The 16,217-nt window shown below is 68.4% G+C and carries 11 protein-coding genes; 9 read left to right on the top strand and 2 right to left on the bottom strand.

Features of this window, described 5'->3' with window-relative positions; all coding sequences use genetic code 11:
* Positions 1–78: 78 nt before the first annotated feature.
* Together AWC12_RS21015 and AWC12_RS21010 are read right to left on the bottom strand one after the other, a co-directional pair.
* Positions 79–840 carry a phosphotransferase family protein gene (locus AWC12_RS21015; protein ID WP_024449607.1) on the bottom strand — a complete coding sequence of 254 codons (762 nt, stop codon included), beginning with the start codon at positions 838–840 and terminating at the stop codon, positions 79–81.
* A 15-nt stretch (positions 841–855) separates the two neighbouring features.
* A complete protein-coding gene (locus AWC12_RS21010; RefSeq protein WP_024449606.1) occupies positions 856–1,317 on the bottom strand; it encodes a carboxymuconolactone decarboxylase family protein in 462 nt (153 codons plus the stop codon).
* A gap of 43 nt (positions 1,318–1,360) precedes the next feature.
* On the opposite strand from AWC12_RS21010, the gene pdxR reads away from it, so the two are divergent.
* The 9 genes from pdxR to AWC12_RS20965 all read left to right on the top strand — a co-directional run bounded on the left by pdxR (position 1,361) and on the right by AWC12_RS20965 (position 16,187).
* A complete protein-coding gene (pdxR, locus tag AWC12_RS21005) occupies positions 1,361–2,782 on the top strand; it encodes a MocR-like pyridoxine biosynthesis transcription factor PdxR (protein WP_036466343.1) in 1,422 nt (473 codons plus the stop codon).
* 10 nt (positions 2,783–2,792) lie between these two features.
* Positions 2,793–3,284 (top strand): nitroreductase/quinone reductase family protein, encoded by a 492-nt coding sequence (locus AWC12_RS21000; RefSeq protein ID WP_165762841.1) that lies wholly within the window; start codon positions 2,793–2,795, stop codon positions 3,282–3,284.
* A 134-nt stretch (positions 3,285–3,418) separates the two neighbouring features.
* Positions 3,419–5,140: an HNH endonuclease signature motif containing protein gene (locus AWC12_RS20995; protein ID WP_085176779.1), complete on the top strand. Its 1,722-nt coding sequence runs from the start codon at positions 3,419–3,421 to the stop codon at positions 5,138–5,140.
* A gap of 43 nt (positions 5,141–5,183) precedes the next feature.
* The gene (locus AWC12_RS20990; protein WP_036463539.1) at positions 5,184–5,582 is read left to right on the top strand and encodes a GtrA family protein; all 399 of its coding nucleotides are present in this window, start codon (positions 5,184–5,186) and stop codon (positions 5,580–5,582) included.
* A 20-nt stretch (positions 5,583–5,602) separates the two neighbouring features.
* Entirely contained in the window at positions 5,603–6,991 is a 1,389-nt protein-coding gene (locus tag AWC12_RS20985; RefSeq protein ID WP_085176791.1) for a decaprenylphosphoryl-beta-D-ribose oxidase, read from the top strand.
* Positions 6,992–7,774, top strand: coding sequence for a decaprenylphospho-beta-D-erythro-pentofuranosid-2-ulose 2-reductase (locus tag AWC12_RS20980; protein WP_085176777.1), 783 nt, complete (start codon positions 6,992–6,994; stop codon positions 7,772–7,774).
* Complete coding sequence (locus AWC12_RS20975) at positions 7,774–9,636, top strand: galactan 5-O-arabinofuranosyltransferase (RefSeq protein ID WP_085176775.1); 1,863 nt, start codon at positions 7,774–7,776, stop codon at positions 9,634–9,636. Before AWC12_RS20980 ends, AWC12_RS20975 begins: the two co-directional genes overlap by 1 nt.
* A gap of 4 nt (positions 9,637–9,640) precedes the next feature.
* Positions 9,641–12,868 (top strand): arabinosyltransferase domain-containing protein, encoded by a 3,228-nt coding sequence (locus AWC12_RS20970; RefSeq protein WP_085176773.1) that lies wholly within the window; start codon positions 9,641–9,643, stop codon positions 12,866–12,868.
* Positions 12,869–12,920: 52 nt separating this feature from the next.
* Positions 12,921–16,187 carry an arabinosyltransferase domain-containing protein gene (locus AWC12_RS20965; RefSeq protein WP_085176771.1) on the top strand — a complete coding sequence of 1,089 codons (3,267 nt, stop codon included), beginning with the start codon at positions 12,921–12,923 and terminating at the stop codon, positions 16,185–16,187.
* Positions 16,188–16,217 lie beyond the last annotated feature (30 nt).

Genomic DNA, 16,217 nt, shown 5'->3' with positions numbered 1-16,217 from the left:
CAATCACCACCGCGGCCACACCGCACTCGGCGGTCAACCACCAGCCAGCCGCGTACCTAACCTCTCAGGTCAGTACAGCTAGCCCATCCGCGCACACGCTTCGACAAGGGCCTGCTGCGCGTCGTCGGTGTCTCCATGGACGAGTCCCGAAGCCGCCGAATGGATGACGGCTGCGCGTGCGAAGGGCTCGAGGACGGGCCACGGGTCGCCCTTCGGCAGCGCCGGCCCGTCGTAGGCGTCGAGGAACGCCGCCCAGTCGTCGTCCGGGATCAGGCCGGCGGCCCAGAAACCCGCGGGCCGCGCCAGATCCCACACCGGATCGCCGAGGCCGACGTCGTCGATGTCGATGAGCTGCCACCGCGCCGACATCCTGCCGAGCTGACCGAGATGCCAGTCGCCGTGCACCAGTGTCCGTGGCCGGCCCGGCGATCCGGAGCGCCACACGACGTCGGGCAGGTTCGCGGCGGCGACCTGGACGGTTCGCTGCACCGCGCCTGGTCTGCCCCGCAGATTGTCGACCGCGCGCCGCAGCCGTTGCGGCCAGCCGTGGGCTGGACCACCGACGGTGACGGGTTCGGTGTGCAGCTTCGCCAAGACTGCGGAAGCAGCGGGCCACGGCACCGATTCCGGCTCTGCAGCAACGGTTTCCACTCGCGGCCAGCTGGTCTGCCAACGATCCCCGATGGCCTCGGGCACGACTGACAGCGGAGACAGCAGCACCTCGGACGCTTCGGCGATTCGGAGGCGCTGCGTCAGCAGCGCGGGGTTCGTCCCGGCCCGGTGCAGCTTGTGGACGACATCGCCGTCGAACACGATCTGCGCACCGGAACGGGTTTCCACAGTGCTGACGGTAGGTCAGCGGCGCGGGATCTCGGCGTGGACCGCGACGTTGATCCGGTTCCAGGCGTTGATGGTGACGATCATCGCGATGACCTGGCCGAGTTCCCGGTCGGAGAACACGCCTGCCGCGTCCTCGTAGACGTCGTCGGGGACGCCGTCGGCGCCGAGCACGGTGACGGCTTCCGTCAGCGCCAGCGCGGCGCGCTCGGTCTCGTCGAACAGGTCGCCGGCCTCGGTCCACGCGGAGAGCACGTCCAGCTTCTGTTCACTCACGCCCATCTTGCGGGCGTCCCGGGTGTGCATGTCGAGGCAGAAGGCGCATCGATTGATCTGTGACGCACGGATTTTGATGAGCTCGCCGAGCTCGGGATCGACGTCCTTGGCCGAGGCTGCCGACAGCGTCATCATCGCATCGAACAGCTCGGGGGAGGTCTTGTAGATCTTGATGCGGCTCTGGGTGGTGTGTGTCTGTGTCATGGTTTCGACGCTAAACCGAAATGTCCCGCCTCGATGGTTCAATATGGACGTGCATTCATGGGCCAATTCTGGGACGCGGGACCTTCACCTGGACCTCCGCGAAGCCCTGACGCCCGGTGCCCGTGGCACCAAGGATGCGCTCATCGCGGCCCTTCGCGACTCGGTGCGGTCCGGTCGCCTGGCGAATGGCACGGTGCTGCCGCCCTCGCGGACACTGGCCGCCGACCTGGGGTTGGCCCGCAACACCGTCGCCGATGCCTATGCCGAATTGGTGGCCGAAGGCTGGCTGGCATCGCGGCAGGGAGCCGGGACGTGGGTCGCGGGCACGTCGTCTGCTCCGCGGGCGGCGCTGCCGTCTCGCCCGTACGGAGCGCGCGTGGTTGCCGTGCACAACCTCATGCCAGGATCTCCGGACGTCGCGGAGTTCCCGCGAGCCCAATGGGCAACCTGCATGCGCAAGGCGCTGATGAACGCTCCCACCGAAGCCCTCCGGGTGGGTGATCCACGCGGGCGGCCTGAATTGCGTTCTGCACTCGCCGAATATCTCGCCCGCGCCCGCGGCGTGAGGGTGTCGCCGGACTCTGTCGTAATCTGCGCCGGGGTCCGTCAGGCAGTGCAACTGCTTGTCCGGACGATCGGCGATCCCGTCGCCGTCGAAGCGTACGGACTATTCCTGTTCCGGGACGCCATCGACGAGTGCGGGGCGTCCACTGTGCCGATCGGAATCGACGAAAAAGGAGCCATCGTCGAGGAACTCGACGGACTGAGCGTCGGTTCAGTGCTGCTGACTCCCGCTCACCACAACCCGTTGGGCATGTCCCTGCACCCGTCGCGACGCACCGCCGTGGTCGAATGGGCCCAGCGCACAGGAGGGTTCGTCCTCGACGACGACTACGACGGCGAGTTCCGGTACGACCGTCAGCCCGTGGGCGCGCTGCAGGCGCTACGACCCGATCGCGTCGCCTATCTCGGATCGACGAGCAAGAGCCTGTCGCAGGTTCTCCGCCTGGGGTGGATGGTGTTGCCAGAACGCCTCGTGGATCCCGTGATCGCCACGGCGGGGGGCCACCCGTTCTACGTCGACGCGATCTCCCAGCTCACGTTGGCGGAGTTCATCGCATCGGGGTTCTACGACCGGCACATCCGGCGGATGCGGATGCGGTACCGGCGTCGCCGCGATGCTCTCGTCTCCGCCCTCGCCCCGTTCGAGGTGGGGGTCAGCGGGCTCGCCGCCGGAGTGAATGCTCTTGTCACGCTTCCCGACGGCGCCGAACCCGAGGTGCTGCGACGCGCTGGGGGAGCCGGCGTCGCCCTGTCCGGGTTGTCGATCATGCGGCATCCGCTGGCCGGGCCTGGCGTTCCCGATCCGGACGGCTTGGTCGTGGGATTCGCGGCGCCGGCCGAACATGCCTTTCCCGCAGCGGTTTCCGCATTATGCGAGGTTCTGCGGGCCAGCGGGTTGTAGCTTCATACCTGTGACCGGTGACCGCCGACCGATGAACCTCTACGAGAGGTCGTTGGAGCGTTTCGGCCGGAGTTCGGCCGGCCTGTGGTTCGTCACGCGCGTCGCGCCTCGGATCGATCCGCCGCTGTTGCGATTGAGCGGCGGGCGGGTCAGCAGCGTCTATCCCATCCCGGTGATGCTGTTGACTACCATCGGGGCCAAGACCGGACAGCCTCGGCAGCTTCCGCTGCTGTACGCAACCGATGGCGATTCCCTGATCGTGATCGCGTCGAACTACGGGCGGCCGGGACACCCTGCGTGGTACCGGAATCTCGTCGCCAACCCGACGGTTGAGGTACTTGCTGGAAAGCGTTCGGGCACATACACGGCCGCTGAAATTGCCGATCCCGCCGAGCGTGCGAAGGCGTGGGACAAAGCCGTCGACGTGTACGCCGGTTATCGCGACTACGAGATCAGAGCGTCACACCGGACCATTCCGGTGATCAGGCTGGTGCGCGCGTAACAGGTCCGCGGTGAATAGCGCGCTGACTCTTCGCAGTCGAAGGTTATCCACAGGCTGGCGACCTTGTCGGTGGTTATCCACAGGCCGCGACAGACAAGAAGCTCGCCGGTGGATAGCCCGGCATAATCGAACGTATGTTCGATGGATCGGTGCCGGAGCCTGGCCAGTTGGCCGGGCTGACAGCTGCTGAACTCATCGACGCCGCCACCGCCACCGCACGTGCCGAGAACGCCGCCTGCGCCCGCAAACTCGCCGTGATGGCAGAACACTTCCTGCGCCGCACCGCACTGGCTCCGGAGGACCGCCTCACCTGGTGGGTCGACCCTGACGCCGCGGTGACCGCCGAGCTGGCCGCCGCTCACCACATCACCGCCGGCCTGGCTTTGCACCAGGCCTACCGCGCCGTCGTGCTGCGCGAGCGCCTCCCCAAAGTGGGGGCGCTGTTTCTGGCTGGACTGATCAGCGACCTTCTGGTGCGGGCCATCGTCAACCGCACCGCCTTCCTGCTCGACACCGACCTGATCGCCGCCGTCGATGCCGATCTGGCCGCCGAGATCCTCGGTTGGGGACCGCTGTCGGTCAAGAAGACCGACGCCGCCATCGACAGCATCGTCGAGCGCCACGACCCCGACGGCGTGCACCGATCCCGACCTGACAGCCTCGACCGCACCGTGGAATTCGGTCAACCCGGCGATGCTCCTGGATACAGCACCATCTTCGCCCGGCTGTTCGCCGGCGACACCGCTGCCGGGCAGCGCACCGTCACCGCGATGGCCTACAGCGTCTGCGACGCCGACCCCCGCACCCTCGACGAACGCCGCACAGACGCCTTCAGCGCCCTGATGCACGGCATCACCACGCTGGCGTGCCTCTGCGGTACCTCCGACTGCCACGCCGCAGCCAACCCCCGACCCCTACGCGATATCACCGTCTTCGCCATCACCGACCAGACAACCCGCACCGGCAAACCCGCACCCGCCACCGAGGAGGTGGCGGCCGCGGAGCCGCAGCCTGACGCGCCGTCGGAGGCCCCGCCGCAAGCGCCGTCGGAGGAGGCGTCGTCGGAGGAGGCGTCGTCGGAGGACGTGGCTGAGGACGCGACCGAAGCTGAGCCCGCTACCGACGAGCAGGCGGCCGCAGCGCGCTCCTCAAGGGGCGCGTCAACCACGGTGGCCCGCAGCCGTGCCGGCTATCTGTTCGGTTCGGGATTCATGCCGGCAACCCTGTTCGCGGCGATGCTCGAGCGCGGCAGCACAGTGCGCGCCCTGGTCCACCCCGGACAGGCCGGGCCAGAATGCGGCCGTTTCCCCTCGCGGGCCCTGGCCGCTTTCGTGCGCTGCCGCGATCTGACCTGCCGCTTCCCCGGGTGCGACAAACCCGCCACCGAAGCCGACATCGACCACACCGTCGCGCACCCCGTCGGTCCGACGCACGCCTCAAACCTGAAGTGCCTGTGCCGTTTTCATCATCTCCTGAAAACCTACTGGGGCGGGCCCAACGGCTGGCGCGACCGCCAACACCCCGACGGCACCATCGTCTGGACTGCGCCCAGCGGCCACACCTACACCACCCACCCGGGCAGCAGACTGCTCTTTCCGATGCTGTGCCTGCCCACCGCCACCCTCTGGAGCGGCGATCCACCCCAGGTCCCCGACAGCGCGCACAAGAACGACATGATGCCCCGGCGCACACGCCCCCGAGCACAGACACGCGCCGCCTACATCGCCGCGCAACGACTGCGCAACCGCACCGAACGCCTCACCCACAACGCCCTGGACAACGGCGAAGTCCCTCCACCCGATTACGACTTCACCACCGACCCCCGCGAATACGGCAACGATCCACCACCGTTCTGAACGTGGATCGTCACAGTAAGCTGCGCGGGTGGCCGAGCCCCCGATGTCACCGCAGCTGAGCCTGAAGACGCAGATCTGGCGCTTCGTCGTGACCGGTGGCCTGTCTGCGGTCGTGGACTTCGGCCTCTACGTGCTGCTCTACAAGGTCGCCGACCTGCAGCCCGACGTCGCCAAGATCCTCGGCTGGATCGCCGGGACGACCACGGCCTACCTACTCAACCGTCGCTGGACCTTCCAGGCGCCGCCCAGCACCCGACGACTGGTCGCCGTCTGGGCGCTCTACATCACCACGTTCGTCGTCCAGGTCGGCCTCAACCACCTGCTCCTGCGCGCGTTCGACTACTCCGCGACCGGCGTCGTCGTCGCATTCGTCATCGCCCAGGGCACCGCGACGGTCATCAACTTCATCGTCCAACGCGCGGTGATCTTCCGGTTGCGGTGAACCCGGTACCCTCTGTGACGATGTTGAGCACCGAGTTTCCGACCACCGCGAAGCGGCTGACCGGCTGGGGCCGCACCGCTCCGTCCGTCGCGCAGGTGCTGTCGACACCGGACCCCGAGGTGATCGCCGAGGCCGTCGCGCGGGCCGCCGAAGAAGGACGCGGAGGCAGGGGCGTTCTTGCCCGCGGCCTGGGCCGCTCCTACGGTGACAACGCCCAGAACGGCGGCGGCCTCGTCATCGACATGAATGCGTGCAACCGCATCCACTCGATGGACGCCGACAGTCACCTCGTCGACGTGGACGGCGGCGTGAACCTCGACCAGCTGATGCGCGCTGCCCTGCCGCTGGGCCTCTGGGTCCCGGTCCTTCCCGGCACCCGTCAGGTCACCATCGGCGGCGCGATCGCGTGCGACATCCACGGCAAGAACCATCACAGCGCCGGAAGCTTCGGCAACCACGTGCGCTCCATGGACCTGCTCACCGCCAACGGCGAGATCCGCACCATCACCCCCGAGGGACCCGACCGCGACCTGTTCTGGGCCACCGTCGGCGGCAACGGGCTCACCGGCATCATCCTGCGGGCCACCATCGAGATGACGCCCACCGAGACGGCATATTTCATCGCCGACGGCGACGTCACCGCGAGCCTCGATGAGACCATCGCCTTCCACAGCGACGGCACCGAGGACAACTACACATACTCCAGCGCGTGGTTCGACGCCATCAGCCCGCCGCCGAAGCTCGGCCGCGCAGCCATCTCCCGCGGATCGCTCGCCACGATCGACCAGCTACCCAAGAAGCTGCAGAAGAATCCGCTGAAATTCGATGCGCCGCAACTGCTCACGTTCCCCGACGTGTTCCCCAACGGACTGGCCAACAAGTACACCTTCGGGCCGATCGGCGAGCTGTGGTACCGCAAGTCGGGCACCTACCGCGGCAAGGTGCAGAACCTGACGCAGTTCTATCACCCGCTCGACATGTTCGGAGAGTGGAACCGCGCCTACGGGTCCGCCGGGTTCACTCAATACCAGTTCGTGGTACCCACCAGCGCCGTCGAGGAATTCAAAGCGATCATCGTCGACATCCAGCGCTCCGGCTTCTATTCGTTCCTCAACGTGTTCAAACTCTTCGGACCGGGAAATGAAGCACCGCTGAGCTTCCCGATCCCCGGGTGGAACGTCTGCGTCGACTTCCCCATCACCGCCGGGCTCAACGAGTTTCTCAACGGCCTCGACAAGCGGGTCCTCGAATTCGGTGGCCGCCTCTACACCGCCAAGGATTCCCGCACCACCGCCGAGACCTTCCACGCCATGTATCCCCGCATCGACGAGTGGATCGCTTTGCGCCGCAAGGTGGATCCCGACGGCGTCTTCGCCTCCGACATGGCCCGACGACTGGAGCTCCTCTAGATGGTTTTCGATGCGACCGGCAATCCCCAGACGATCCTTCTCTTCGGCGGCACCTCCGAGATCGCCCTTGCGATCGCCGAGCGCTACCTGCGCAACGCCCGCGCCCGCGTGATCCTCGCTGATCTGCCGAACCACCCCCGCAAGGACGCCGCCATCGCGCAGTTGCACGCCGCAGGCGCCAAGGCCGTCGACTGGATCGACTTCGACGCCCTCGACACCGACAGCCATCCGGCAGTCATCGACGCGGCTTTCCACGATGGGGACGTGGATGTCGCCGTCGTCGCGTTCGGCCTGCTCGGCAACGCCGAGGAACTCTGGCAGGATCAGCGCAAGGCCGTGCAGATCGCCGGGATCAACTACACCGCAGCGGTTTCCGTCGGTGTGCTGCTCGGCGAGAAGATGCGCGCGCAGGGCTCCGGCCGCATCATCGCGATGAGTTCGGCAGCAGGCGAGCGCGTGCGCCGGTCGAACTTCGTCTACGGCTCCACCAAGGCCGGCCTCGACGGCTTCTACCTCGGCCTCGGAGAAGCGTTGCGGGAGTTCGGTGTTCGCGTTCTCGTCATCCGGCCCGGTCAGGTGCGCACGACGACGACGATCGAGCACTGGAAGTCCACCGGCGCCAAGGAAGCCCCGTTCACCGTCGACAAGGAAGACGTCGCCGAACTCGCGGTGACGGCGTCGAACAAGGGCAAGGAGCTGATCTGGGCCCCCGGACCGTTCCGGTTCGTAATGATGGTGCTGCGCCACATCCCGCGCCCGATCTTCCGCAAGCTGCCTATCTGATGCGCACAGCGCTGGCCGTTACAGGCCAGATGGTCGCCGCCACGGCCGTCGCCGCCTTCGTCGCGGTCGTCAGCTTGTTCGCCATCGCCCGCGTCGACTGGCCGGCGTACAACTCGTCCAATCAACTGCACGCCCTGACCACCGTCGGCCAGGTGGTCAGCCTCATCGGGCTTCTCGCGAGCGGCATCGTCTGGCGCAGGGGCAGGCAACTGATCGCCCGCATCGCCGCGGTGCTGTTCCTGTCCGCGTTCTCGGTCGTCACGCTCGCGATGCCCCTGGGCGCCACCAGGCTCTACCTGTTCGGCATCTCGGTCGATCAGCAATTCCGCACCGAATACCTGACCCGCCTCGCCGACCAGCCCGGCCTGCACGACATGACCTACATCGGCCTGCCGCCGTTCTACCCCGCCGGCTGGTTCTGGATCGGCGGCCGGCTCTCGGCGCTCACCGGCACACCCGCCTGGGAGATGTTCAAACCGTGGTCGATCATCTCGATCACGATCGCCGTCGCGCTCGCATTCGTGCTGTGGGCGAGCATGATTCGCTTCGAGTACGCGCTCGTCGTCGCCTCGACCACCGCGGCGGCGGCACTGGCATACTCCCCCGCCGAGCCGTACGCGGCCATCATCGCCGTGCTGCTCCCGCCCGTGTTCGTGCTCGCGTGGTCAGGGCTGGGCGGACGCACCCGCGCCGGCGGGTGGGCCGCCGTCATCGGCACCGGCATCTTCCTCGGCATCGCGGGCCTGTTCTACACACTGCTCTTCGCCTACGCCGCATTCACCCTCGCAATCATGGCGGTGCTGCTGGCCGCGGCCCGCCGGCACTGGGACCCGCTGCTGCGGCTGGCCGTCATCGCCGTCATCTCCGGGCTGATCATGCTCATCACCTGGGCCCCGTACCTGCTCGCGGCGGCGCGCGGAACCCCGGCCGAATCCGGCACCGCACAGCACTACCTCCCCAAAGACGGCGCTGAACTGTCCTTCCCGATGATGGACTTCACCCTGCTGGGCGCGCTGTGCATGCTCGGCACGATCTGGCTGGTGGTCCGCGCGCGCAGCTCGACAAGAGCAGGCGCGCTTGCCGTCGCGGTGCTCGCCGTCTACGCGTGGTCACTGCTGTCGATGCTGACCACACTCGTGGGCACCACGCTGCTGTCGTTCCGCCTGCAGCCCACGCTGACGATCCTGCTCGCCGCCGCGGGCGCGTTCGGCTTCATCGAGGCCACCCGCATGGTCGCGGCCCGAGTCACCCAGCCCAACGCGCGCCGCGTCGTCGCCGTCGCCACGGCGGTCGGCTCGGTAGGCGCCGTCACCTTCGCCCAGGACATCCCCGACGTGCTGCGCCCCGACATCGTCGTCGCCTACACCGACACCGACGGCTACGGCGAACGAGCCGATCGGCGGCCACCCGGGGCAGAGCAGTACTACCGGGAGGTCGACGCCCGCATCCAGGACATCACCGGCCGGCCGCGCAACGAGACCGTGGTCCTGACCGCCGACTACAGCTTCCTGTCCTACTACCCGTACTACGGCTTCCAGGGCCTGACGTCTCACTACGCCAACCCGCTCGCGCAGTTCGACCAGCGCGCGGGCGCGATCGAGAGTTGGCAGATGCTCACCACTGCCGACCAGTTCATCGAGGCGCTCGACACGATGCCGTGGGAGCCGCCGTCGGTGTTCCTGATGCGTCGCGGCGCCAACGACACCTACACGCTGCGCCTGGCCGAGGACGTCTACCCCAACCAGCCCAACGTGCGGCGATACCACGTCGCCCTCGACGACGCGCTGTTCGACGATCCACGCTTCGACGTGTCCACCGTCGGACCGTTCGTGCTGGCCATCCGCAAGCCAATTACCATCTAGCCCCGTGGTCGAGCAGCCGAGGAACCACCGCACCGCGCGCCTGATCGCGATCATCGCCGGGCTGCTCGGTACCGTGCTGGCCGTCGCCACCCCGCTGCTCCCGGTCAACCAGACCACCGCGCAACTGAACTGGCCGCAGAACGGTGTGCTTCAGAGCGTCGACGCCCCGCTCATCGGCTACGTCGCCACCGATCTCGACATCACGATCCCGTGCAGCGCCGCGGCGGGCCTGGACCGGCCCGGCCGCACCGTGCTGCTGTCCACTGTGCCCAAACAGGCCCCCAAGGCCGTCGATCGGGGCCTGCTCATCGAGCGCGTCAACAACGACCTGCTCGTCATCGTCCGCAACACCCCCGTGGTCAGCGCGCCCCTGGACCAGGTGCTCAGCCCGCAATGTCAGGAGTTGCGCTTCACCGCGCACGCCGACAAGGTGACCGGCGAGTTCGTCGGCCTGCAGGCCGAACCCGACGTCAACGATCAAGAAAACCCGGCTCAGCCGCGCGAGCCGCTGCGCGGCGAACGCGGCGGATACGACTTCCGGCCCCAGATCGTCGGCGTCTTCACCGACCTGTCCGGCCGCGCACCCCCCGGCCTGGAGTTCTCGGCCACCATCGACACCCGCTACAGCAGCTCGCCCACGGTGCTGAAGCTGCTCGCGATGATTCTCGGCGTCGCGATGACGATCGTGTCGCTCGGTGCGCTGCACGTCCTGGACAGCGCCGACGGACGACGCCACAAGCGCTTCCTGCCGCCCCGCTGGTGGTCGATGTCCCCGCTGGACGGGCTCGTGACGGCAGTGCTGGTGTGGTGGCACTTCGTCGGGGCCAACACCGCCGACGACGGCTACATCCTCACGATGGCGCGGGTCTCCGAGAACGCCGGCTACATGGCCAACTACTACCGCTGGTTCGGCACCCCCGAGGCGCCGTTCGGCTGGTACTACGACCTGCTCGCGCTGTGGGCGCACGTCAGCACCACCAGCGTGTGGATGCGGCTGCCGACGCTGCTGATGGCGCTGGCCTGCTGGTGGGTCATCAGCCGCGAGGTGATCCCACGGCTCGGCTCGTCGGTCAAACACAGCCGCGCCGCGGCGTGGACGGCGGCGGGCCTGTTCCTTGCGTTCTGGCTTCCGCTCAACAACGGCCTGCGTCCCGAACCGATCATCGCCCTCGGCATCCTGCTGACGTGGTGCTCGGTGGAGCGCGGCGTCGCGACCAGCAGGCTGCTTCCCGTCGCCGTCGCCATCATCATCGGCGCGCTGACACTGTTCTCCGGACCGACCGGCATCGCGGCCATCGGCGCGCTGCTGGTCGCCATCGGACCCCTGAAAACCATTGTGGCCGCCCATACTTCGCGCTTCGGTTACCTCGCGCTGCTGGCGCCCATCGCCGCGGCGGGCACGGTCACGATCTTCCTGATCTTCCGCGATCAGACGCTGGTGGGCGAGCTGCAGGCCAGCAGCTTCAAATCCGCCGTAGGCCCGAGCCTGGCCTGGTTCGACGAACACGTCCGCTATTCGCGGCTGTTCACGACCAGCCCCGACGGTTCGGTGGCACGGCGGTTCGCCGTCCTCGCCGTCCTACTCTCCCTGGCCGTCGCGGTAGCGATGACGTTGCGCAAGGGCCGAATTCCCGGCACGGCCGCCGGTCCCGGACTGCGCATCATCGGCATCACCGTCATCGCGTTCCTCGCCATGATGTTCACGCCCACGAAGTGGACCCACCACTTCGGTGTGTTCGCCGGCCTGGCAGGCTCCATCGGCGCGCTGGCGGCCGTCGCGATCTCCGCGGCGGCGATGCGCTCACCGCGCAACCGATCCGTCTCTACAGCCGCCGTGCTGTTCGTGACGGCATTGTCGTTCGCGACGGTCAACGGCTGGTGGTACGTCTCCAACTTCGGCGTTCCGTGGTCAAATGCCTTCCCGGAGTGGAAGTTCGGCTTCATGACGGTGCTGCTGGGCCTGTCGGCCGTCGCACTGCTGGTCGCCGCATGGTTGCACTTCTCCGGCCGCGACAAGCCACCACCACCGGGCACCCAGCCGCTGTGGAAGCGGATCGCCCAGTCGCCGTTGGCGATCGCCACCTGGGCCCTGGTGATGTTCGAGGTGGTGTCGCTGACCGTGGCGATGGTCGGCCAATACCCGGCGTGGACCGTCGGCCGGTCCAACCTGCAGGCACTGACCGGCAAGACCTGCGGGATGGCCGAGGACGTCCTGGTCGAACAGGACGTCAACGCCGGCCTTCTGTCGCCCGCACGCAACGTACCCGTCGGCGAGGCACTCGGCGACGTCACCGCGGAAGGCTTCAGCCCCAACGGCATTCCGTCGGACGTCTCTCCCGACCCCGTCAGCGAAGAGCCGGGCGCGGGCAACTTCGCCGACAGCGACAGCGGCGTCGTCACCGGCAGCGAGGCCGGCACCGAAGGCGGCACCACTTCGGCTGCGGGCGTCAACGGCTCCCGAGCACGCCTCCCCTACGGCCTGGATCCCGCCCGCACGCCGGTGATGGGCAGCTGGCGCAGCGGCACCCAGCAGCCCGCGTTCCTGCGGTCGGCCTGGTACCAGCTGCCTGCCAGCTGGAGTGAGCAGGATCGATCCGACTCGCTGCTCGTCGTCGCGGCGGCGGGACGCTTCGACCCGGGCGAGGTTGTCGTGCAGTGGGCCGGCCCCGACGGCGAACCGTCGGGCAACCTCAGCTTCGGCGACGTCGGCGCCGCACCGGCGTGGCGCAACCTGCGGGCGCCGCTGTCGTCGATCCCGTCCGACGCGACCCAGATCCGACTGGTCGCCACCGACGACGACCTGAGCCCCGACCACTGGATCGCCGTCACGCCACCGCGCATCCCCGAACTGCGCACGCTCCAGGACGTCGTCGGTTCGACCGACCCGGTTCTGCTGGACTGGCTCGTGGGGCTGGCCTTCCCGTGCCAGCGCCCGTTCAATCACCGCAACGGCGTCGTCGAGGTGCCGAAGTGGCGGATCCTGCCCGACCGGTTCGGCGCCGAAGCCAACTCGCCGGTGATGGACTACCTGGGCGGCGGTCCGCTCGGCATCACCGAGCTGCTGCTGCGCGCGGTGACCGTGCCGACCTATCTGAAGGACGACTGGTTCCGCGACTGGGGTGCGCTGCAACAGCTCGTGCCGTTCTATCCCGACGCCGAACCGGCCCGGCTGGATCTCGGCACCGCAGAACGCAGCGGACTGTGGAGTCCCGCGCCACTTCGCCTGAGCTAGACCCGGCACGCCGAGACCGTCGGCATAGGAACGTCGCCTACCATCGAGCCTCGTGCCTGCCCCGACCGCCCGACTCGTCGCCGTCATCGCGGGGCTCGCCGGGCTGGTGCTGTGCGGGCTCACGCCGCTGCTCCCGGTCAAGCAGACGACGGCCACGATCATGTGGCCACAGTCGGGCGGGCCCGACAGTCAGACACAAGCGGTCAACTCCGACGGGTTCGTCAGCGACATCACCGCGCCGCTCGTCTCGGGCGCGCCCCGCGCCCTCGACGTGACGATCCCCTGCGCGGCCATCGCCACGCTGCCCGAGGACGGCGGTCTGGTGTTCTCCACCAACCCGCCCGGCGGCATCGACGTCGGCCGCAACGGGCTGTTCGTGCGCGCCAACGCCGACGTCGTCTACGTCGCGTTCCGCGACACCGTCGCCGCGGTCGCGCCCCGCGAGGCGGTGGACTCGGGTGCCTGCAGCGAACTCCGGGTCTGGGCCAACGTCGGCGCGGTCGGCGCCGACTTCGTCGGCATCCCCGGCGCCACCGGCACCTTGGCACCCGACAAACGTCCGCAGGTGTCGGGGGTGTTCACCGACCTCGAGGTGGCACCTGATGCCGGGGTGAACGCCCGCATCGACATCGACACCCGATTCATCACCACCCCGACCGTGCTGAAGCTGGCCGTGATGGTGCTCGGGGTGATCTGCGTCGTCGCTTCCATCGTCGCGCTCGCGATGCTCGACCGGGCCTGCAGCCGACGCGTACCGCGCGAGGTTAGGCGCCGCAGCCGCGCCGGACTGTGGACGTGGCTCACCGACGCCGCCGTCATCGGCAGCCTGCTCATCTGGCACGTGGTGGGCGCACCGTCGTCCGACGACGGCTACAACACCACGATCGCCCGCGTATCCGACGAGGCGGGCTACATCGCCAACTACTACCGGTACTTCGGCGCCTCGGAGGCGCCGTTCGACTGGTACCAGAGCGTCCTCGCGAATATGGCGTCCATCAGCACCGCAAGCGTCTGGCTGCGACTGCCCGCCACAGCCGCGGCGATAGGGACCTGGCTGATCCTGTCGCGCTGCATGCTGCCCCGGCTCGGCAGGCGGCTGTCTGCCAACCGCGTCACAGTGCTCACCGCAGGTGCGGTCTTCCTCGCGGCATGGCTGCCGTTCAACAACGGTCTTCGGCCCGAGCCTTTGATCGCGTTCGCCGTCGTCGCGGTCTGGATGCTCACCGAGACGACGTTGCGCACGCGCCTCCTGTGGCCGTTCGCGGTCGCGATCGTCGTCGCCGTCTTCTCCGTTACGCTGGCCCCGCAGGGCCTCGTCGCCGTGGCGCCGCTGCTCGTCGGGGGGCGTGGGGTGACGCACATCGTCTCCGTGCGCCGTGCGGCCGACGGTCTGATGTCGGCACTCGCCCCGTTCGCGGCGGCCGCCTCCCTCGTCTTCGTCGTCGTGTTCCGCGACCAGACCCTGGCCACCGTCGCCGAGTCCGTGCGCATCAAGTACGTCGTCGGACCGACCGTGCCCTGGTACCAGGAATTCCTGCGCTACTACTACCTCACCGTCGAAGACAGCGTCGACGGCTCCCTCACCCGGCGCTTCTCGGTGCTGATCCTGATGCTCTGCCTGTTTGGCGTGATCGCGGTGCTGCTGCGCCGCGGCAGCGTTCCCGGCGCCGTCAACGGTCCGGTGTGGCGGCTCGTCGGCGCCACCGCGATCGGGCTGCTGTTGCTGACCCTGACACCGACCAAATGGGCGGTGCAGTTCGGTGCGTTCGCCGGCCTTGCCGGCGTGCTCGGCGCCGTTACCGCGTTCGCGTTCGCGCGCGTCGGCCTGCACAGCCGACGCAACCTCGCGCTGTACGTGACGGCGCTGCTGTTCGTGCTCGCGTGGGCGACCTCGGGCATCAACGGCTGGTTCTACACCGGCAACTACGGCGTGCCGTGGTTCGACAAGCAGCCTGTGATCGTCGGCTACCCGGTGACGACGATCTTCCTGGTGCTGGCCATCGCGTGCGGCCTGCTGGCGGGCTGGCTGCACTTCCGCATGGACTACGCCGGACACACCGAGGTCGCCGACACCGGCCGAAACCGGGCGCTGGCCTCCACCCCGCTGCTCGTCGTCGCGGTGATCATGGTGGTGCTCGAGCTCGGATCGATGCTGAAGGCCACCGCCGGGCGCTACCCCATCTATACGACGGGGTCTGCCAACATCAACGCATTGCGGGGCTCCGGCTGCGCGATGGCCGACGACGTCCTCGTCGAGGCCGACACCAACGCGGGCATGCTGGCACCCGTCCCGGGCCAGCGGTTCGGCGAGTACGGCCCCCTCGGCGGCGAGGACCCTGTCGGCTTCACCCCCAACGGCGTCAGCGACACCCTCGAGCCCGCCGAACCCGTGGCCGCCAACCCGGGCACCGTCAACTCCGACGGACCGGTCGACAAACCGAACATCGGCGTCGGCTACGCGGCGGGCACCGGCGGCGGATACGGCCCCGAAGGCGTCAACGGCTCGCGGGTGTTCCTGCCGTTCGGGCTCGACCCAACCACCACCCCCGTGATGGGCAGCTGGGACGAGAACACCGTGGCCGCCAAAGCGACGTCGGCGTGGTACCAACTGCCGCCCCGCAGCCCCGACCGGCCCATCGTCGCCGTCGCCGCGGCGGGCGCGATCTGGTGGTACAACGAGGACGGTTCGTTCAACTACGGGCAGTCGCTGAAACTGCAGTGGGGCGTGCACCGCCCGGACGGGTCCTACCAGGAGCTCAACCAGGTCGACCCGATCGACATCTTCCAGCAGAAGGCGTGGCGCAATCTGCGTTTCCCACTGTCCACGGCACCGCCGGAGGCCAACGTGGCGCGCATCGTCGCCGACGACCCGAACCTGTCCGAGGACCAGTGGTTCGGGTTCACACCCCCGCGCGTGCCCGTGCTGCAGACCGCCGGCGAGTTCCTGGGCCGCGACACCCCGGTCCTGATGGACATCGCCACCGCCGCGAACTTCCCGTGCCAACGCCCGTTCGCCGAGCACCTCGGGGTGGCCGAGCTGCCGCAGTACCGGATCATGCCGAACTTCAAGCAGATCGTGGTGTCGTCGAACCAGTGGCAGGCCGCCGAGGACGGCGGGCCGTTCCTGTTCATCCAGTCGCTGCTGCGGACCGAGTCCATCCCGACCTACCTGGACGGGGACTGGTACCGCGACTGGGGATCGCTGGAGCGCTACCTGCGTGTGGTGCCCGCAGACGAGGCACCCGACGCGGTGATCGAGGAAGGGTCGACACGAGTGTTCGGCTGGAGCCGCGGCGGACCGATCCGGGCCCTGCCGTGAACGAAGAGAACGGCAGCAAAGTCGCAGGAG

The organism is Mycolicibacterium iranicum (genome assembly GCF_002101705.1).
GTDB classification, from domain to species: Bacteria; Actinomycetota; Actinomycetes; order Mycobacteriales; family Mycobacteriaceae; genus Mycobacterium; species Mycobacterium iranicum.
The sequence above is the reverse complement of the archived record's forward strand: the minus strand, read 5'-3'. Positions and strand labels throughout refer to the sequence as shown.

What these genes read in the sequence shown, in the direction of transcription:
- AWC12_RS20985 (WP_085176791.1), top strand. Translation starts at nt 5,603, where the DNA reads ATGTTGAGCACCGAGTTTCCGACCACCGCGAAGCGGCTGACCGGCTGG.
- AWC12_RS20995 (WP_085176779.1), top strand. Translation starts at nt 3,419, where the DNA reads ATGTTCGATGGATCGGTGCCGGAGCCTGGCCAGTTGGCCGGGCTGACA.
- AWC12_RS20990 (WP_036463539.1), top strand. Translation starts at nt 5,184, where the DNA reads ATGTCACCGCAGCTGAGCCTGAAGACGCAGATCTGGCGCTTCGTCGTG.
- pdxR (WP_036466343.1), top strand. Translation starts at nt 1,361, where the DNA reads ATGGACGTGCATTCATGGGCCAATTCTGGGACGCGGGACCTTCACCTG.
- AWC12_RS21010 (WP_024449606.1), bottom strand. Translation starts at nt 1,317, where the DNA reads ATGACACAGACACACACCACCCAGAGCCGCATCAAGATCTACAAGACC.
- AWC12_RS20980 (WP_085176777.1), top strand. Translation starts at nt 6,992, where the DNA reads ATGGTTTTCGATGCGACCGGCAATCCCCAGACGATCCTTCTCTTCGGC.
- AWC12_RS20975 (WP_085176775.1), top strand. Translation starts at nt 7,774, where the DNA reads ATGCGCACAGCGCTGGCCGTTACAGGCCAGATGGTCGCCGCCACGGCC.